We start from the raw sequence: 20,083 nt of genomic DNA, 5'->3' as shown, positions 1-20,083 counted from the left end.
TAATTATTGTTTAGCCGAGCCTTATTTTTTCATTCCAGGTTGGTTTGGTGGAGTTGGGGCAGCTGGTTGGCGGCTAGTGCGAAACGTCACATTCACGCCTTCATTTGATTGCTCCAACACCAATAAAGGTGTAGGCTTAGCCTTTTGATCCCAATGCATAGTAGCAATCCGACCTTGAATAGTTGGTTGCCAACTATCTTCATCGTCCATAGGACTTAAATAAGTTTCTATACAATCAATAATTTGACTAATAGTTGCGGAAGTTGCTTGCGTCGGTAACTTCATTAACCGGACTTGAATCCGAAATAGTACGCGTTTAGCAGAGTTTGGTGGATTACCAGTTTCATACTCTACATCAAAAATTTCATCCACCTGCCGACCGGCACTGTTAGCAATTCCCACCGATCCTTGTTGGGCTTGATTTGGGCGCAGTGCTTGAGAAATTTTATCTTTGACCTTAATCTTTACTTGATTAAGAATCGCAAAGTGAAAAACTTCCTCTGACATCCGCATTCGTAGATAATCTAGGTTGAAATCCCGTGAATTTACCAAATCGGGATTAGTTTCCATTTTGCGAATCGTTTCCAGAGCTAGCTTAAATTTTTTTTCTAATTCTCGCGCCCGGAATTGTTCAAACTTAATTTTTTTCTCCAGTTTACTCATCTGGAGTTTACTATACACAATCAAAGCAATCACCACTAAAGCCAGTCCTCCAGAGGTTAGCACCAAGAATGGTGGTGTTTGAGGATTACTTGCTGGCACTTCCTGGGATGCCTTTTTAGTTTTTGTCCCAGAGGATTGGGCAAGAAACATCGAAGTAGGCATGGTTGGAAAACTGAAAAACTTGACTCCTAATGTTTAGGGTTCCCAAATTTTTCAAGCCATCTTGCTGTATGATTATTATTTTTTACAAGGTACTGGGGACTGGTGACTAGGGACTGGGGACTGGGGATTAGGAGTGCTGAGTTAGAAGTTATTTTATTATTCTTCCCCTGCTTCCCTTGTCTCCCGAATCCCTAGTCCCGAATACCCAGTACCCAATCCCCAATCTCTTATGCCAAAACATTTGAGCCTTAACGCTTTGAGTAATATTCGTCTCATCGCCACAGATATGGATGGCACCCTGACTAAACGAGGAAAATTTACTCCTGCACTGCTGCAAGCTTTAGAGGATTTAGCAACAGCTAACATTAAGGTACTGATTGTCACAGGACGTTCTGCTGGGTGGGTGAGTGGATTGAGTAGTTTGATGCCTGTGGCAGGTGCTATGGCAGAAAATGGCGGTTTGTACTTTCCACCTGGAAACCAGAAACCAGCAGTTTTAACACCCATTCCCGATTTAGCTCAGCATCGCCAGCAGTTGGCTACAACTTTTGAAAAATTACAAACTCAATTTCCCCAAATTCAGGAATCTGTTGATAATCGCTTTCGCATCACGGATTGGACTTTTGATGTAGCTGGCTTGAGTCAAGATGAACTACAAATTTTAGATGGCCTCTGTCAACAAATGGGCTGGGGATTTACTTACAGTAACGTCCAGTGTCACATTAAACCCCAAGGGCAAGATAAAGCTGTGGGATTGTTACAGGTATTGCGCGAATACTTCCCTGATTATTTACCAGAACAAATTGTCACTGTAGGCGATAGTCCCAATGATGAAAGTTTATTCGATCGCCGTTATTTTCCTGTTTCTGTAGGCGTGGCAAATGTGCTGGAATATGCAGATAAATTACAACATCAGCCTGTTTATATTACCAATGCTGCCGAAGGCGATGGATTTTGTGAGTTATCTAGTTACATTTTGCAAACCTTCCAAATCCCAAATTAGGAAGAATCAGAACTTGCTCTAAAATAATCTTGTAGCACTGAGTTTTATAACTATGACAGCTACTCTACCTGTTAGTGTCGAATCAGAAATTTTCTACCCCAGTGCTGATGGTCAACCACTGGCAGAAACCTACGACCACCTTTATGCTTTATTAACTACTTTAGAAGTACTCAAACAGTATTTAGCAGATCGTCAGGCAACAGTATTAGCAAATCAATTTCTTTACTATGCACAAGGCTTTCCCAAATTACGGGTAGCCCCAGACGTGATGGTAATTTTTGATGTTGCACCCGGCGGTCGCGACAATTATAAAATTTGGGAAGAGGGTCAAGTACCAACGGTGATTTTTGAAATGACATCCTTTGGTACTAAAGGACAGGATGAAATCTTCAAAAAGACTCTGTATGAGCAGTTGGGTGTTAAAGAATACTGGTTATTTGACCCAAAAGGTGAGTGGGTAGAAAAACAGTTACGCGGCTATCGGCTGCGGGGAGAAATCTACGAACCCATAGAGGATGGACGCAGTGAACCGCTACAACTGCGTTTAGCCATTGAAGGAAAGCTAATTGCATTTTATCGAGAAGATACAGGCGAAAAATTACTCATTGGGGATGAATTGATAGAAGCTTTACGCCAAGAAGTTGTAGCAAGACAGCAGGCAGAAGAACGCGCCGAACAAGAAAGCCAACGCGCAGAAGAAGCGCAATTAGAAATAGAACGATTAAAAGCAAAATTGCGATCGCTCAACATAGACCCCGATACTATTAAGTAAATTTTTTGTACTTTTAATTACGAATTACGAATTACGAATTACGAATTATTATCAAGTCAAATTTATTACTTTAAGTATCTTACAATAGATGGATGTCTAACGGGTTTGAATCTATCACCCAGAGAGGCTAAGAAGCTAATAGATACTTCAAAAAAACAGTTTAGCGTTTGATTTCCAACTTCTACCAGAAAGTGCAAAACCAAATACTAGGACTCCTATTTGATTTTTGAAAAAACTTGCCCTCAATCCAAAAAGGTTGATTTCCTACTCCCTATCTAGACAAATAAATTCAAAAATCAAAGCGGATTACTATATAGAGTCAATAATTTACCTTTAAATATTGAGGTATAAAATCATGCAAGAAATTGAGAGATTCTTTGGTAACTTATTCAGTAGCATACTCAACCGCTTTAAATATTCTGCAATGGACGCGACTGAGCGAAAAATCAAAGAAACCGTCGATCAACAAGTCGAACAACATCGTCAAAGATCCAAGCCTAAGGATCGAGAAGACCAGCAGTAGAAATATTTTTTGCTGGTGAATTCAGGTATTATAACAGCGTGGCGATCGCGTCTGAAAAACGTCAAAATAGCAATATTTTCATTACTAAAAGCATAGCGCTTCTCACTTATTGAGTGGGCAGCGCTATTTTCTGATTCTCACTCTCATGGGTATTATATTCAGTAATATTTATATTGCTGCTATAGCCATCCTAAATGAGTCGTGAAAAATATGGATAAGGAAACGAACCGCCAAGAACGCCAAGGACGCAAAGGTAAGAAAGAAGAAAGAGATATGTAATTTTCACAAATTATTTAGGACTGCTATAGGAAAAAAAAATCAGATACAAACTAAAGTAGATAAAACGATACCACAAAACACCCTTATAGTTACTAGTGCTAATTTATGGAAACACTGCTAAACGACCGCTATCGAGTTATTCGGACTTTAGGAAGCGGTGGATTTGGTGAAACTTTCTTAGCGGAAGATACCCAAATGCCTTCCAACCGCCGTTGTGTAATTAAACAGCTAAGACCAATTCAAAACAACCCGCAAATTTATCAGTTAGTGCAAGAAAGATTTCAGCGGGAAGCGGCAATTTTAGAAGACTTAGGCGGTACAAGTAACCAAATTCCGACTCTGTTTGCTTATTTTCAGTCAAATGGACAATTTTACTTGGTTCAAGAGTGGATAGAAGGTGATACCTTAACAGCGAAAGTCCAAGAACAAGGCTTATTAAGTGAAAGCGCCGTCAGAGAAATATTAATAAATTTATTACCAGTACTAGAACAAGTACACAATCAGCGGATTGTCCATCGAGATATCAAGCCAGATAACATCATTTTGCGTCATCGAGACCATAAAGCAGTGCTGATTGATTTCGGTGCTGTCCGCGAATCGATGGGAACAGTGGTGAATTCCCAAGGATTACCTACGAGTTCGATTGTGATTGGTACACCGGGATATATGCCAAGCGAACAAGCCGCAGGTAGACCGGTTTATTCGAGTGATTTATACAGTTTGGGAATGACAGCAATTTATCTTCTCACTGGAAAACAACCACAAGAATTAGAGACAGATTCACGTAGCGGAGAAATTATTTGGCACAGACATGCTTTGAGTATTAGTCCTACATTAGCAGGAGTCATAGATCGAGCGATCGCCTACCATCCACGCGATCGTTTCGCCACAGCCAGAGAAATGCTAGACGCCTTGCAATTTGGGCCAGTAGCGCCAACAGTACCTTATAATCAACCACCAGTAGCACCAACAGTACCTTATAATCAACCGCCAGTAGCGCCAACAGTACCTTATAATCAACCGCCGGTAGTCAACGTACAACCTCCTGCAACACTACAAAATACAGTTGCTGTCAGTCCAGGTTCTAGCAATCAACCTACCCATCAAAATACTGCACACAAGAGTGGACAAAAGGGAATCCTTCTCGGTAGTTTAATTGCTGGTGGTTTAATTGGTAGTTCTATAGTTATTGGTTTTGCTCTTAATAAATCAAATCAACCAATAGCGGAGTCTACACCTTCATCAACTGAACTTTCAACAAATAGTAATGACAAAAACGTCCCACCATCGATAAGTTCTCAACAGCCTATTGATTCTCCAGTTGCACAACAAACTACACCATCTGTTCAAGAACCTGTTGATTCTCCAGTTGTGCAACAAACTACATCTCCTGTTCAACAGCCTGTTGATTCTCCAGTTGTGCAACAAACTACGCCTCCTGTTCAACAGCAACCTACTTCGACACAACAACAAATTAATCGACCCTCACCAGAAGAAGCAGTGGAAGATTATTATCAAACTATTAATAATGGCGAATATAAAGAAGCGTGGAATCTGTTATCTCCTAGCTATCAAAATAATCAACGTCTTCACCCCAAAGGTTATCTTTCTTATATTGATTGGTGGGGAGGACAAGTAGAAAATGTAGATGTTGAACAAGTGAGTTTAATAGAAAATAATTCAGAAACAGCTACAGTTAATGCTCAATTGAGATACTTACTTAAAAATGGCAAACAATCATCTAGCTCTGTGAGTTTCTTTCTTTTATGGGATGAGGGAAATAGTAGATGGGTTATAACTGGCGCAAAGTAGAATTACATTTGTTTTTTATTCTGACTTCTGAATTCTGACTTCTGAATCAAAAAATATCTTTCCGCTTTTGTAAATAAAATGTCATAGTTAAATAAATAAATGCGTGTAAACATAAAATACTCCAATTCAAACTCAAATTAGACCATGTTGCTTCATAAACAGATGTTGGTTCAAATGGTTGGGGAAGCGTACTACCATCAGGTAATTTAATCGGTTCGGGAACCAGTTGATTAAGGTTAACCAAAGTACCGTAAGCACCTACTGACCAACGACTCAGCATTAACCAAGAAACTTTACTGGCAATACCTTCCATTTTGAATAAAACGCCAGAAAAGATAAATTGAGGAAGCAGCAACAAGGGTAAAGCACTATTGGCTTGACTAGTATTTTTGACAAATGCTGAAACAAATAAACCCAGACTAAAACTAGTTACAAGTGTCAAAAATGTAGTTATAATTAATCCCCATTGCCAAGAAATTAATTCTGGTTGTGGGGATTTAAAAAAGAGGAAAATCACTGCTGTCATTAACAGAGTTTGTAATCCTGCTAAAACTGAAAGAATTGCAACTTTAGAAGCAAGATAAGCAAATAAACCTAAATTTACTAACCGTTCTCGCAGGTAAATCGCTGACTCTTTGACAATTTCTTGTAATGAGCTAGAAAGTCCTACCCATAAGGCAGCACAAGTAAAAACAAATAAGACACGCAAAGCTAAAGGTGCAAGAGTCGGATCTGGTTGTTCTCCTAATACTAAAGGGTCTTTATTTTGGATAGCGAATGTCATTAAACTAATACTAATAGGTGCTGTTAAAAGTGCTAAAGCGAGGTTCACGCGATCGCGCTTTTGAATTTGAAAGTAACGTTGGGCTAAAATCTTAAACTGTTCCCAAAAAGAAATGCCATGACTATGATTATTGACAATATTTGACTCTCGTAATTGAGTGCCAGAATTGAGACGGTTATCAATATAGCGTCGATAATCATCTGATTGCCGAAATTTGTTAGCTTGGTCGATGATGTTTTCTGGTTTTTCTAGCTGATTATAAATGTCGGCAAAGTCATCTTTAACGCCAAAAAACTGTAAACATTCACTAGCAGGGCCAAAATAACATAGCTTTCCTCCTCGACCGAGAAACACAACGCGATCGCACAATTTAATATTCGTCGTTGCATGAGTCACCAAAATAACCGTCCGTCCCTGATCGGCTAATTTGCGTAACAGCTGCATCATCTTTTTATCCAATCCCGGATCGAGTCCAGAAGTTGGTTCATCTAAGAAAAATAACTTCGGATCGGCTAGTAATTCCACCCCAATACTTACCCGCTTCCGCTGTCCTCCACTGAGTTCAGACACCTTAGCATCCCGACGATGGGACATTTCTACATCTTGTAAAGTCTTTTCCACCACCTGAGTCACATCAATATCCGGCGGTAGTCGCAGCTTGGCAGCATAGGTGAGAACTTCAGACACGGTGAGTTCTTGGTGAATAATGTCGTCTTGGGGTACGTAACCAATGTGCGTGCGGTACATGTTGAAATTGTTCCGCAAATTTTCCCCATTTAAATAAACTACGCCTTGGGTTGTTTGCTCAACTCCTAATAGCGTCCGCATCAAAGTTGACTTCCCAGCACCACTTCCCCCCACCAAGGCGACAAACTGTCCGGGTTCAATGGGTATGGAAATATCATCCAATCGCCGCTTGTCTCGATCTTGAATTACTAGATTGCAAGCATCCAAGCGAATTTTATTTCCGCGATCGAGTATTTGTAACTCATCGCCACGCAGCACCAGTGTAAATGGCCCAATGCGAATTGTTGCTCCTGCTGACAATACAGCAGTGCCATTGACTTTTTGCCCATTTATAAAAACACCATGTATTGTTCGCTGAGGGCTGGGTTTGATTATAGTATTTCAGTACTATCTGGTCTTGAGAGTTCTGACCAATGCGAATTTCTGTGCCGTTTTTGAGGCTATAGCCAGATTCTGGAGTTATGCGGATCTGATTGATATAAAGCCCATTGGTACTAGGTTTTTCACCATTTCCATCATAAATGCGATAATCTTCGCCATCTTTGCGTAAGAGAGCTTGATATCTGCCTACAAGTTGCCAATCTATAGGGACAACTAGATCGGCAAAAGCGCGATCGCGCCCTAATATATGTTGTTGCTCTTTGAGTTCAAAGTATAAAATTTTTCCCTTGTTTTCTAATTGTAAATACAAATTCAACGTGGTATTATTTTTGCCTGCATTCATAAATTTAGTTGATTGCAAAATGTTTAGTTAAAGCTAATTTTCTCTAAAAAATAATTATTATGATTAATTATTTAAAAATTTTGGATTCCAATTAACAACTGTATATTCAATTAAATCTGAGTATAGAATCATGCTATAATCAAATAGTTTTAATTTATAAAATGCGGATTTTATAATAATACTGAATATATTGAACAATCGTTATCGAGTAATTAGGGTACTAGGTTCTGGCTGAGGGGGCAACATACAGCCTAAATTGCAGATTCTATAAAGGTTTGACCGAATTATGGTAGAAAAAGATAGGTCAATCATTGTCAAGAAGACCTATCTATTAAAAATGTTACCTCTGTTGTATCAAACCTACTTATAAAATCAACTATCTGAGTGTCAATTATTGTTTTTAAACCTGCTGATTAATGTAGTACAAGATATTAAAAAAGTCAGCCTAGAAAAAATAGCAAATGCCTTACCGATACCAATATTATTTTAAAGTAGACGCAATAAAACTCAAAGATTATTATCATTACCAATCATGAATATACAGACAATTTAGTTTGCGATAATACAAACCTTGTTAAATGAAAAAATCCCGGAGAATCAAAGAATTTATTTAGTAATTGATATAACTAAATGGCAGCGAAACAATTTGATGAGTGTATTGTTCAAAAATTAATGAGATTACATCGCAATAAGAATGGACCAATAGGGATTTATCGTGAATTTTTGCAAACGCAGATAAAAAAATAGCACATCCTCAAGGATGGCTACTTGTAGAAATTATTTAATCGTAATACTTGTTGCTAAGTATGTTTAGCAAGTTGAATACATGCAAAACTACCAACTTTAGAACGGAATATCATCTGGATCTGGTTCTTCTTGTTTCACCGCTGGGTAGGTGGTTCGCTCGTAATTTGCAGGTTGGGGTGTGGGTTCATAATTTGTCGGGGGAGTAACGCCAACAGGACTTGGTGCTGGGGTGGGTGCTGGACGTTGTGACTCGTAGGTGGAAAAATTTGTCTCTGGCTGACGAGATGGTGGTGCTTGTCGTGGTGGAGCTTCGGTAAATGATGGAGTTGTGGTTTGCGAGAAGGTTGTAGTATTAAAACTACCTCCAACAGATTGGATTTGTTGTACTGTTAATTCAGCGCGTTTTTCTTTAAAACCTTCTTGACGCTCAACAGTATTCATAGTTAAACGTCCTACGAGAATAACGCGATCGCCTTGGTGATAGTTTTGCTGAATTTCTGTTGCTAAATTCCCCCAACCCACAACTTTTAGAGTTGCTGGCGGATCTTCTGGTTTCTGAGAATTCGGAAACTGTACCAACATTTCCGTGACTCCCAGATTATCCGCCGTGTAACGCAGTTGTGGCTCGTTAATAATTTCCGCCATTAAAACGCAGCTGTTCATTAAAATTACTCCTGACTGAAAAAAGTGCCAATTGAAAAAGAGGGGTTTTTCTATACAGCGCCAATTAATATTATGAAGAATTCAGAATACAGAATTTAGAATCACTCTTTGTGGAGGATGGGGACTTGCTACCTAAAAGACCATAAAATTGAAAATTAGTTTAGTATTTCACCTTGGATTCATCTACCAGTAGCTACAAATTTAATTCTGAATCCTGAATTCTGAATTCTGAATTCTTACTTTTTAGCATAAAAGCCAAGCGATCGCTTTGAACGGCATTAAGTATGCTGTTCGCCACCTTCGCCTGACTGGGATGAGCATTGAATTCTGCATTTGAGTAGTATAATTGTACCATCCTTCGTTAACATATCAAAAATTCTCAGCAAAAATTAAGTTTTGACATGAACAGGAAAAACACCCAAGCCAATCAACCTTCCTGGGAGGTCGCGCAAGACAGGTAAGCGCAAAAAACCAGGTGGTACAAAGGCGCGATTTGAGTTAAGAACAGGGGCAAATACCCGTTTTTGGACAAAAGTTTGAAATGCTTGAATGATGCGTGTGGGTAACTCCCGTTGATGCTGTACTTTTGCGAGGTCACTAAGTTGTACTTGTCGGTTCTTGAGTGGTTTGCTGAGTACATTCGCTGCGACTACAGCATCTTGAATTGCGTAATTAATGCCAACTCCGCCAACTGGAGACATGATATGTGCGGCATCACCGATGAGTAATAACCCTGGATGATACCAGCGTTTGACGCGACTGGACTCGACAGACAGAAAAGCTACTTGCGACCAATCATGTAAATTTGCGATACGTTGCTGGAATTCCGGCACCACTTCCACAATAGATTTTTTTAAATCCTCCAAACCCGCAGCCCGTAGTTTTTGATAGCCGCCTTTAGGAATAACATAGGCAACTTGCCACTCATCGCCACGGTCAAGCATGGCAATTATGTGTCCTTGGCCAAAGCGCCCCATTCCGCCCTCTGGGTCTTCTGGCTGACGGGGTAGGCGGAACCAGAGAACATCCATTGGTGGCGAGGTTTCAACGGACTCAAATTCACCCAAGTTTCGTAAACGTGAGTGACGACCATCCGCCCCAACAGTGAGAATTGCCTGGACTTCATGCCAACCACCGCCTCCCCGATAGCGGACGCCTTGAATCACACCATTTTCCGTAATTAATTCCTGAACATTCGCACCCATTACCAGATGAAAACTAGGATATTTTTCAGCTTCTTGGGTGATGAACTCCAAGAATTTCACCTGGGGAAGCATCGTAATATAAGGGTAGCGGGTTTTTAAATGACTAAAATCAGCCAATGTCACAGTATCTTGGGGAGTTTGAATACTCAGGCGGCGGATTTTGGTATGGGGAAGTTGTAGCAAGCGATCGCTTAATCCCAATTCTTCCATAATTTCCATCACCGATGGATGAATTGTATCGCCCCGAAAATCGCGATCGAAGTCTTTATGTGCTTCCAATAGCATCACAGAAATGCCTTGACGCGCTAACAACAACGCTAATACAGCCCCGGCTGGCCCTCCACCCACAATGCAACAATCCGTAGTTTGTACGTCTACAATGTCATGAGCAGGGTTAACGTTTGGATCTTGAGAAGAATTAGCAGGTATATGGGTAGTCATAACAACACCTCCTGACCAAATAATTACTAATTCGTAATTCGTAATTCGTAATTCGTAATTAATGGGTACAAGCCTCCAGTAATTGGAACTAGGAATTACGTAGCTTGCTTCTGGCCAGAGGCGAGTATTATCAATTACGAATTATTTTGACAGCCCTAAAATTCAGGGTAGTTTGTTTTTTATGGTGTAAGCTATTTTTTTAACTTTTCGTATTTAGATAGAACGTGTATTATGGGCGCTAAAGTGTCATTAGTCATTAGCCCAATGCTCAATGCCCCAATGCCCTATGCCCAATTTCCAATTCTTAATCAAATAATTAGTTGTGTCTGAAGTTATTTTAGAAAACGTTTATAAAAGTTTTTCCCCGCGTCAAGGGGAAAGAGTGACCTCACAAACTCAATCCCCACTCAAGGGAGGGGAAAAAACTGATGCCGCGCGAGAACGTGCAGAAAGCGTCAATGTTTTGCGGCGGATTAACTTGACCATCGCAGATGGGGAATTTATGGTGCTGGTAGGCCCTTCTGGTTGCGGTAAAAGCACCTTGCTGCGGTTAATCGCTGGGCTAGAGGTGATGACTGGAGGTAATATTTGGGTAGGCGATCGCTTGATTAATGATTTACCACCCAAAGAACGCGACATCGCAATGGTGTTCCAAAATTACGCCCTTTATCCCCACATGACGGTGTATGACAACATTGCTTTTGGGCTACGGCGCAGGCAATTAGAGAATAGCGGAAATCAGCATTCCCCACTCCCCAACTTCGCTGAAGATCTCCTCGTCGGGGCGACGAAAAAGCTACCTAAAGGACTCCGTTATATTTCTGACAAAGAACGGGCTGTAGATGAGCAGGTGCGTAGTGTAGCCCAACTATTACAAATCGAAACATTGCTGAAACGCTTACCCAAGCAGCTATCTGGGGGGCAAAGACAACGAGTTGCATTAGGAAGGGCGATCGCTCGGAATCCCCAAGTATTTTTAATGGATGAGCCGCTTTCTAACTTAGACGCCAAATTGCGGGCGGAAACTCGCGCTCAAATTGTAAAATTGCAGCGCCAACTGGGGACAACGACGATTTACGTCACCCACGACCAAACCGAAGCGATGACAATGGGCGATCGCATTGCGATTATGTCTGAGGGTAAAATTCAGCAAGTAGATTCTCCATTAGAAATTTACAATCATCCTGCAAACCTTTTTGTTGCAGAGTTCATTGGTTCGCCACCGATGAATTTTATTCCTGTAAAATTCCATGCCCCGCTGTTGATTACTTATTCGCAGTTTCGTTTAACACTTCCAGACATTTGGGCAAAAGCTTTACAAAAATATGATGGGAAAACTCTAATTTTAGGCATTCGTCCAGAACACTTAAATTTGAGTATGCCTGCTACTAAAAATTTACCAGTGCAAGTGGATTTAGTAGAAAATTTAGGTAACGATTCCTTCTTGTCAGTTAGGATTGCTGAACCTGGTTCTCAACCTAGTCCTACAAATAATTATCTCCAAGTACGAATACCACCAGAGCGATTTGTCCAAGTTGGCGAACAACTTTGGTTATCATTAAATCCAGAAAAAATTCACTTTTTTGACCCGGAAACTGAATTGGCGATATTTCCCTAAAACTATCTTATGTTAAAAGATATTATTGTAGTAAAACCCAGAGAAAACTATCAGCTATATATCAGTTTTGAAGATAGGCTAGAAGGAATAGTTGATACAAGTAAGCTGATTCAATTTACAGGCGTTTTTGCAGCTTTGCAAGACGAAAAATACTTTGCTCAGGTTGAATTAAACCACGAAGTAGGCACAATCCAATGGCGATCGGGAGCCGACCTCGATCCAGATGTTCTCTATGCAGTGATTAGTAATCAGCCTATTCCTAACTATAAGTTAAGTCGTAGTGCTTGACCGGAAAAAAGATTTAATTAGCGATGCCTACGGCGGCAAGCTACGTACCTCATCACGTACCAAATTTGACAAATGCGATCGCGCCCCTTCAATATATTGCTAAACTATTCAACAAAGCTTTCGCCGTCCCTTTTGGCAAGCATTACAGGTAGAAGTTTTCGGTTCAAAATCAATACAACCAATCGCTTGTTCTGAACAAGATTTTTTTGGGTTTACAGTACCTCAATTATTCTTCAAAACTAACTTTTGGAAGCGCTAAAAGATAGTGCAGATGCTTCTACTAAATGCAAATCGTGGCGTTCCCAAAAACTCAAAATTTGTTCGCCAACCTCTTGGGGATAAAAGTAGTGAAAGAAATGATAGCCTTGTGAGCATTCCCAGAGTTTATCTTCTGGTTTGAACCAATTCATCCAGTCATGCAAGGCAGGTGAGTTAACAATTGGATCTGTCTTAGAACCACATATCATCATTGGCATAGAAACTCCACCTTTGGGCAAATAAACTAACTTAAATAAAGAGTGTTGTGTCGGAGATTGTTCTAAATCTTTATCTAAAGCAGCTATTAACTTTTTAGCAGTATGAGGCGGTTGATTGCCAAAAAGACTGCGAGCGCTGCTTGCCAAAATTTGTTCGCGGCTGATGCTAAAAAGTTGTCGTTGAAAGTAATAGTGAGCGTGCCAAGTGTTAGCGGGTTGAGATGCTACAGCGAGTAGAGTTAGCGATCGCACTTTTTGGGGATACCGCCGAGCAAAGCTTAAAGCTACCGCACCGCCCATACCGTGTCCTGCTAAATGCACAGAGCGATCGCAGTCTTCTAAAAATTCATACAACAACTCTACAGCTTGGTCTATGGAACTACCTTCATCTTGACTTTGGTGATATTCCCAATGGGCAATTCTCAGATGCCTAGATAAATATTGAACTAATGGGCGATCGAAACGCTGCAAAACAGAACTGGCACTTAACCACAAAACATCAAATGAATCAGACATAAATACCTATAATTTCTCAATTATCAATTTCACTGAGGGCGTACAGTTGCAATACTCCTCGGTTAAGCATTTTGAACTCGGAATTTGGTTTGGGGAAAAGGGAAAGGGGTAAAGGGTAAAGGTTTTTTCTTTCCCTTTTCCCCAAAACCCGACAAGTATTGCGTACAGTTGTACGCCCCTAATTTCTACAAACCAAATTCTGTCTTTAACTGAGCGACCCAAGTTTTAATTCGCTCTTCTGTTAAATCAGATTGGCTACCGTTATCAAGCGCCAAGCCAACAAACTTGCCATTTCTCAAAGCTTTAGATTCATTAAAGTCATATCCATCTGTTGACCAATAACCAACAGTTTTCCCACCTCGTTGGGAAATTTTTTCTTCCAGAATTCCGATTGCATCCTGAAAGTTATCTGCATAGCCAAATTGGTCTCCATCACCAAAATAGGCAACCAACTTACCACTAAAATCGATTTCATCAAGATCGGGGAAAAAGCTTTCCCAATCGCTTTGAAGTTGACCAATATCCCAAGTGGGAGAGCCAATAATTAGCAATTCGTATTCATCAAAAGTAGAAGCATCCGCCTCGTATATCGGATGTAGTGTTACAACATCACCACCAAACTCATCTCGAATTTGTTCAGCAGCAGATTCAGTGTTACCGGTTTGAGTACCGTAGAACAGACCTATTTTTTTCGACATGTTGACACCTGATATAAAGTTTTGCGAACACAATAATTTCCGGAACCATCGCCCAATTTGAAACACGATAACGACAGCTAGATTTATCGAAATCTTTAAGAGAAAAATTCTCAATTTTAAATCTCGAATCTAAACCTCGCCAACACCAAATCCCAAGGTTGCCAAATCAGGCATCCCTGCTTATACATCGGTGGTGCAAAGTCGTATTTGGCGATTAAAAGAAAGTCATTGCTCTGATTGCTCTTCACCTAGAAATGAATCCAGCATAAGCAACATCAGTGCCTAAAAGTCTTCCTGAGAAGTTGCCCACCAGGCAATCGACTTTAGTGTTTGAGCAGTCACGCTTGTCATGGTCTTATCTCCTGATAAAGTTTGCAACTAGCTGAAATATATAACCAGCTTAATGAATATCTATATCAATAAGTCCAAGGATATACTACCAGACTTATTGAAAAATTTTTTCATTTATCATTTATTAGCTGTAAATTTTTGTAAAGTATTTCAGCAAAGAGTTAGGCTTGATTTTGGAGGGAGTTTTATAATCATCTTCTTTTGCAAAATAAAACTACGGTAGTTCTATCGGTTTACCGTAGTTTTATTTTAAGAGTAACTACCCGACTGTGCAAGAGCATAGTTGGAATACTACGAAATTCGGTCTGATGCCAAAAGATTGTTTGAAATTGGCATCTTACAATATCTTCACAGGATATTTTCGATAATTACTGATTTCAATAAATACATCGGTAAAAGAAGCTAGATAAAGTTAGTTCTTTGCCGATATATGAAATTAATCCAAATACTAAAAATGGCTGTAATTCCTGTTTTGAGCGGATTTACCTTTGTATCTACATCAAATACAGCACTGGCTGACTATTTAAATAGTCAGGGTTCGGGAGGTGATTACCGCTATGAACTATGGTCTAGCGATGATAATAGCAGTTACTACTTAAAAATTTGGTCATATGAAGCAAGTCCAACAAGTAGTCCATACACCACAACTGGAGAATTTGCTTCTAGTAGGGAAGCTCTAATTTATTTTGATTGCAATTACGCCGAGAGAAGTTTACCAGAATGCCCTAAATAATAATTCGTAATTGCTAATTCGTAATTCGTAATTGAATTCTTTAATTACGAATTACGAATTACGAATTACGAATTAAACTTCCGCTGGTTGATATTCTTGTTGTCTTTCCACAAAAGCCTGGACACGAGTGCGGTAGTTTCTTACGGTTTCATCTACCCAATCGCGATCGTTGCTATTTGCGTACAAGTGTACGAGCGGTTCGCTGGCATCTGGTAAAACTAATAGCCAACTATCATCGTAGGGTTGGCAAATTTTCACGCCATCGATGAGTTCTAGATTTTGGGCTGGGTGAGTTTCCACCAAGTAGCGCATTAAAGCACCTTTGGCTGTCCAAGGGCAGCGTACTGTATAAGTTTTGTGAATTACACGAGGCAATTCTGACCGTGCAGTAGCAAGCGATCGCTCTTGTATGGTCAACATTTCGATGATTTTAGCAATGCAGAACATGGAATCAAATCCCGGATGCAGTTGCGGGAAAATAAAACCAGTTTCTCCACTACCTCCTAGCACCACATTGGGATTTTTCTGACAAGCTTCCATCAAAGCTGTGGGATTGGCTTTGGTGCGAATTACTCTGCCATCATGGCGACGGGCGACTTGTTCAATAGCGCTGGAAGCGTGAACCGGGACTACTACTGTGCCTCTGGGGTTAGCAGTTAAAATCATGTCTACCATCAGTGCTGTTAACATTTCCCCGCGAATTGGGTAGCCTGATTCATCAACTAAAATCAGCTGTTCGCCATTAGCCGAGACTTGGACGCCAAAGTTAGCTTTCAGCGCTTCCACCACATGACCTAATTGAGTCAGTAATCCTTCGCGGTCAGTTACCGACATGGCCGTTTTATTGACACTGGCATTCAATACCACCGCGTCAGCGCCAAATTTATCTAACATTTGGGGTAGAACTGCCCCAGATACGGCATAAACATAATCAATTACCACTTTTGCCCGACTATTGCGGAGTGTGTGAACGTGCAAAAGTTTTTCAAAAGCAGTGCAGTAGCTGTCAATGACTTGGCTGGGGTAAGATACATCACCAATTTCATGAATTAGTGCCCGCCGCATATCTTCCTTAAAGTAAGCCCCTTCAATTTTCTTTTCCAAGGCTTTGGAGATATTAATCCCCTTGGCATCCATGAATTCAATCAAAATGTAGTCAGGGCGATCGGGGTGTACGCGCACATGGATACCACCTACTACCTTCATGATGGGTATAACGGTGCGGGCGATGGGGATAGCTGTGGCATCTAGGTTTTGAATATCAATACCTACAGACATCAAACCAGCAATGAGCGATCGCGTCACCATTCGAGAAATATTACGCTGGTCGCGGGAAACCGTTACCTTAGAACCAGGTTTCAACGTAGAACCGTAAGCAGCTCCCAATTTCACCGCGAATTCTGGGGTGATGTCAATATTAGCTAATCCTTGGACGCCACGTTGCCCAAATAAATTTCGTTGGGCAATATTTCCCCAAATCAAGTTAATGTTTAAAACAGCACCTGACTCAATCTTTTTACTCGGCCAAACACGCACCCCAGGGCTAATTTGAGCTTCTTCTCCCACCGTAGAAAGCGAACCCACAACAGCAGCTTCTAATACATGGGCGCGGCGGTCTACACGAGTACCACGGGAAATTACACAAGCAGAAAGATGTGCTTCGTCGCCAATGATTGCTCCATTCCAGACGATGGGGCGTTTGAGATTAGCATCAGCGCCAACAGTCACATTATCGCCAATTACCGTTCCTGCCTCAATCTGGACTCTTGCGCCGATGCGGCAATTGTCACCAATCACCACTGGGGTTTCAATTACGGCTGTTTGGTCGATAAAAGTATTTTGACCTACCCATAATTGAGGAGAAACTTCTTTGTAGGCATAATCTAGTTGCACTTTCTGGTCTAATGCATCATACTGAGCTTCCCGATAGGCATCCAAGTGACCGACATCGCACCAGTAACCTTCAGCAATGTAACCATACATTGGCTGATCTTTTGCTAAAAGTAAAGGAAATAGGTCTTTAGAAAAGTCAGATTCAGTATTTGCTGGCAGATACTCCAAAACTTCTGGTTCGAGAATGTAAGTGCCAGTATTGACGGTATCGGAAAAAATTTCACTAGTAGAGGGTTTTTCTAAAAATCGCCGAATTCGTAGTTCTTCATCGGTAATCACTACCCCAAATTCAATGGGGTTAGGAACCCTGGTCAAAATCAAAGTAGCTTTTGATTTTTTTTGTTTATGAAATGCGATCGCTGCTGTTAGGTCAAAATCTGTTATGCTGTCGCCGCTAATCACTAAAAAAGTTTCATCAAGAAGTTCCGCAATGTTTTTTACACAACCGGCTGTCCCCAGAGGTTGGTCTTCTTCCACAGCGTAGGTCATTTGGACGCCAAAATCGCTGCCATCTTGAAAATAATCTCGCAAGACATCGGGTAAATAATGCAATGTCGCAATAACTTCTGTGATTTGATGTCTTCTGAGCAGATTGATAATATGTTCGGCAATTGGTCGATTGAGGATAGGCACCATCGGTTTGGGCAGATCGCAAGTTAACGGACGAAGCCGCGTTCCCGAACCGCCTGCCATTAGTACTGCACGCATAAATCCTCCTTAACTAGTTACAGGCTTTGCTGTTTGAAAACGTGTTAGATATATTATTTTCTTCTTTCTCTAGTCTCCTATGGATATTGATATTTGAGGAACTTCCACAAGATGCATCTGTATTGGGCATGGGGCAAACAGGGCATGGGAAAAAGGAAAGGGGTAAGGGGAGAAGGGGAAAGATTATTTATCGGGAAAGGCAGAGGGCAGGAGGCAGAAGACAGAAGGAATACTGTTTTTTGCCCTCTGCCCGTGACCAAAGGGAACAAGGGTTTAAGACCTCCACCAAATTTCAAGAAAGGTGGCCTCAATTAAGTACGGTATTGAATCCCCTTGTAAATTCAACCTTCTGCCTTCTGCCCTCTGCCTCCTGCCTTCTTCAATCCTTTTCCCCTACCTCCCCTGCTCCCTCATCCCCCTTGGCAATGGTAAAGTTGATATTCGTAGCCGTCTACATTTGGTAAAGATTCAGTATTAGAGATAACACATGTTTTGACGGCTTCTGCTGTGGGGGCATCAAAGTTTACTAGCCACAGGTCAAAAGGTCGCGGTAGTGTTTTTAAAGTATTTTCTAGAGCAATGCTAGGAGTATTCGGGTCTTGGTCTTGATGGGCAAGGAGAAATAGGGTATTTTGAGGTGAATTTCCAAGTTTAATTTCCCTAGCTATTCCCATCATTTCCCCAGTGTGTACGTAAGTTTTATGAGTGGTGGCAATTAATCTTGGTGCTAATGATATTTGTTGAATTAATTGTACAAAAAGGTCAGGGCGATAATATTTTTGATAGCCGAGATTGCATATTACTGTAATTGCGCTGACGAATGACATTAACAAAATTAAGATTACAGCTTTTTTGCCATTTATTCCCCATCGGTTTATGCCTTTAACAATCAATTCTTTGGGAGGATGCCAACAAACTGCCAAACTTGCTGCTAGTAAAACAATGATACTGGGAAAATAAAAAAAGTGATACCGAGCGCCCCTAGTTAAATCAATGCCTAAAAAGTAGGTAAAGATAAAGAATAAAGCGATCGCACTAATAGCAACTACGGCTAGCACCTGAATCATAATCCGCTTTTCTGGCTGTTGTAGTTGAACTTTCATCCCACGTACTAAAATTGGTACTGCCCAAATAAAGAAAATCAGCATCACCAGTCCTGAAGGAATCACAATCAATAGTTGTGCAGATTCAACTGGTAACAGTGAAATCATTGTAATCAATGTTCCTAAAGCTTGAAAAATTGGCGCAATCCAATCTAGTCCCTCACGCGAACCTCGAATCCACTCGGTTAAATTATCGCGATTGCTATTTTCTAAAAAGATTGGTAGCCAAATTAAACTTGCAACAAAAGTACCGATAGCAACTGCATAGATGCGCTGCCAGGAAGAAGAAAACAGAGAAAATTTTGTGCTAGTTTGTTTTTGATGCCAAGCTAGAAATATCAAAACTACAGCTTCAGTGCAGAGGGTGAGGCTGAAGAAGTAATGGGTAGCAAAACCCAAAGCATTAATTTCTACCCAAGCAAATGCTACCCACATTGGTAACGGGGTGCGGTTTTGTAAATGGCGCGTGGCAATTACTAAGCAGGTGAGCGAACCAATTACCCATAAGGCTGCTAAACTGTAATGCCGTGCTTCTTGTGACAAAAAAATTGCATAGGGTGATACTGCCATTATGGCAGCAGCAAAGTTTCCCACCAATGATGAGCGGAATGCTATTCTACCTAATATATAAACACAAGGTATGGATATAGCACCGATGAAAGCTGGTAACGATCGCGCAGCGAATAGCGATACTAATCCTCCTTCATCGGGAAATAATTTCATCCACAGATAAGCTAGTACAAAATACAGCGGTGGATGGGTATCTTGTGTAACTAAGTTATGAATTACATCACCAATACTAGCAGCTGGGTTTGGTTGTAGCGGTTGTAATAGGATATCAGCTGCGATCGCTCTATCCAGAGGTATTCCTAAAAAATTATTTCCTAAACTAAAAACTAAGGTAGAAAATTCATCAGTCCAAGGAGGCTTTGCAGTCAAGTTACTTAGGCGCAAACCAAAACCGATGATGAACCACATCAAAGGATGAAACCAGCTAGGAAAAAGGGGAGCATACCATTTGTTCAAAAACATCCGTTGGGGGACAGATTTTTGATCTTTTGGTGGCAGAATCTGAGCTACCCAAATCGGCAGCAACAAGATAATCTTTTTGCAAAAATAGGATGTTTCCCCAAAAACTGTCATAGCCGGGCCTCACACTGATGGATTTGTAAAT

General features: G+C 40.7%; 16 protein-coding genes. 7 read left to right on the top strand and 9 right to left on the bottom strand.

Features of this window, described 5'->3' with window-relative positions; genetic code table 11:
- Nucleotides 1-21: 21 nt before the first annotated feature.
- Nucleotides 22-825, bottom strand: a complete 804-nt coding sequence (locus tag H6H03_RS08665) for a hypothetical protein (RefSeq protein ID WP_190954726.1) — start codon at nucleotides 823-825, stop codon at nucleotides 22-24.
- Between the two features lie 229 nt (nucleotides 826-1,054).
- On the opposite strand from H6H03_RS08665, the gene H6H03_RS08660 reads away from it, so the two are divergent.
- From H6H03_RS08660 to H6H03_RS08645, 4 genes are all read left to right on the top strand, one after another.
- On the top strand, nucleotides 1,055-1,828 hold the full coding sequence (locus H6H03_RS08660; RefSeq protein WP_190954725.1) for an HAD-IIB family hydrolase: 774 nt from the start codon (nucleotides 1,055-1,057) through the stop codon (nucleotides 1,826-1,828).
- A 52-nt stretch (nucleotides 1,829-1,880) separates the two neighbouring features.
- The gene (locus tag H6H03_RS08655) at nucleotides 1,881-2,600 is read left to right on the top strand and encodes a Uma2 family endonuclease (protein ID WP_190954724.1); all 720 of its coding nucleotides are present in this window, start codon (nucleotides 1,881-1,883) and stop codon (nucleotides 2,598-2,600) included.
- Nucleotides 2,601-2,955: 355 nt separating this feature from the next.
- Entirely contained in the window at nucleotides 2,956-3,123 is a 168-nt protein-coding gene (locus H6H03_RS08650) for a hypothetical protein (protein WP_190954723.1), read from the top strand.
- Between the two features lie 384 nt (nucleotides 3,124-3,507).
- Nucleotides 3,508-5,214 (top strand): serine/threonine-protein kinase, encoded by a 1,707-nt coding sequence (locus tag H6H03_RS08645; RefSeq protein ID WP_190954722.1) that lies wholly within the window; start codon nucleotides 3,508-3,510, stop codon nucleotides 5,212-5,214.
- A 46-nt stretch (nucleotides 5,215-5,260) separates the two neighbouring features.
- Here the strand turns inward: H6H03_RS08645 and H6H03_RS08640 are convergent, their stop codons facing one another.
- The 4 genes from H6H03_RS08640 to H6H03_RS08630 form a co-directional block, all read right to left on the bottom strand.
- Nucleotides 5,261-7,045 (bottom strand): ABC transporter ATP-binding protein/permease, encoded by a 1,785-nt coding sequence (locus H6H03_RS08640; RefSeq protein ID WP_242057788.1) that lies wholly within the window; start codon nucleotides 7,043-7,045, stop codon nucleotides 5,261-5,263.
- Nucleotides 6,987-7,469 carry an FHA domain-containing protein gene (locus H6H03_RS40180; protein WP_242057789.1) on the bottom strand — a complete coding sequence of 161 codons (483 nt, stop codon included), beginning with the start codon at nucleotides 7,467-7,469 and terminating at the stop codon, nucleotides 6,987-6,989. Before H6H03_RS40180 ends, H6H03_RS08640 begins: the two co-directional genes overlap by 59 nt.
- Before the next feature lie 843 nt (nucleotides 7,470-8,312).
- Nucleotides 8,313-8,879: a single-stranded DNA-binding protein gene (locus H6H03_RS08635; protein ID WP_190954721.1), complete on the bottom strand. Its 567-nt coding sequence runs from the start codon at nucleotides 8,877-8,879 to the stop codon at nucleotides 8,313-8,315.
- A gap of 389 nt (nucleotides 8,880-9,268) precedes the next feature.
- A complete protein-coding gene (locus H6H03_RS08630) occupies nucleotides 9,269-10,525 on the bottom strand; it encodes an FAD-dependent oxidoreductase (RefSeq protein ID WP_190954720.1) in 1,257 nt (418 codons plus the stop codon).
- Nucleotides 10,526-10,847: 322 nt separating this feature from the next.
- Here H6H03_RS08630 and H6H03_RS08625 point away from each other — a divergent pair, with 322 nt between their 5' ends.
- Complete coding sequence (locus tag H6H03_RS08625; RefSeq protein WP_190954719.1) at nucleotides 10,848-12,143, top strand: ABC transporter ATP-binding protein; 1,296 nt, start codon at nucleotides 10,848-10,850, stop codon at nucleotides 12,141-12,143.
- Between the two features lie 9 nt (nucleotides 12,144-12,152).
- A complete protein-coding gene (locus H6H03_RS08620; RefSeq protein WP_190954718.1) occupies nucleotides 12,153-12,431 on the top strand; it encodes a DUF2442 domain-containing protein in 279 nt (92 codons plus the stop codon).
- Nucleotides 12,432-12,670: 239 nt separating this feature from the next.
- Here H6H03_RS08620 and H6H03_RS08615 read toward each other — a convergent pair whose 3' ends face one another.
- Nucleotides 12,671-13,423 (bottom strand): alpha/beta fold hydrolase, encoded by a 753-nt coding sequence (locus H6H03_RS08615; protein WP_190954717.1) that lies wholly within the window; start codon nucleotides 13,421-13,423, stop codon nucleotides 12,671-12,673.
- A gap of 185 nt (nucleotides 13,424-13,608) precedes the next feature.
- Complete coding sequence (gene fldA, locus H6H03_RS08610; RefSeq protein WP_190954716.1) at nucleotides 13,609-14,121, bottom strand: flavodoxin FldA; 513 nt, start codon at nucleotides 14,119-14,121, stop codon at nucleotides 13,609-13,611.
- A gap of 805 nt (nucleotides 14,122-14,926) precedes the next feature.
- Between fldA and H6H03_RS08605 the strand changes: the two genes are divergently transcribed.
- The gene (locus H6H03_RS08605; RefSeq protein WP_242057790.1) at nucleotides 14,927-15,205 is read left to right on the top strand and encodes a hypothetical protein; all 279 of its coding nucleotides are present in this window, start codon (nucleotides 14,927-14,929) and stop codon (nucleotides 15,203-15,205) included.
- A gap of 72 nt (nucleotides 15,206-15,277) precedes the next feature.
- Here H6H03_RS08605 and H6H03_RS08600 read toward each other — a convergent pair whose 3' ends face one another.
- Both H6H03_RS08600 and H6H03_RS08595 read right to left on the bottom strand, forming a co-directional pair.
- Nucleotides 15,278-17,806 (bottom strand): mannose-1-phosphate guanyltransferase, encoded by a 2,529-nt coding sequence (locus H6H03_RS08600; protein ID WP_190954714.1) that lies wholly within the window; start codon nucleotides 17,804-17,806, stop codon nucleotides 15,278-15,280.
- Between the two features lie 410 nt (nucleotides 17,807-18,216).
- Nucleotides 18,217-19,941, bottom strand: a complete 1,725-nt coding sequence (locus H6H03_RS08595) for a glycosyltransferase family 39 protein (RefSeq protein WP_190954787.1) — start codon at nucleotides 19,939-19,941, stop codon at nucleotides 18,217-18,219.
- Nucleotides 19,942-20,083: the final 142 nt, after the last annotated feature.

Origin of the sequence: Nostoc paludosum FACHB-159 (assembly GCF_014698835.1) — a bacterium.
In the GTDB taxonomy this organism is placed as follows: domain Bacteria; phylum Cyanobacteriota; class Cyanobacteriia; order Cyanobacteriales; family Nostocaceae; genus Nostoc; species Nostoc paludosum.
The sequence above is the reverse complement of the archived record's forward strand: the minus strand, read 5'-3'. Positions and strand labels throughout refer to the sequence as shown.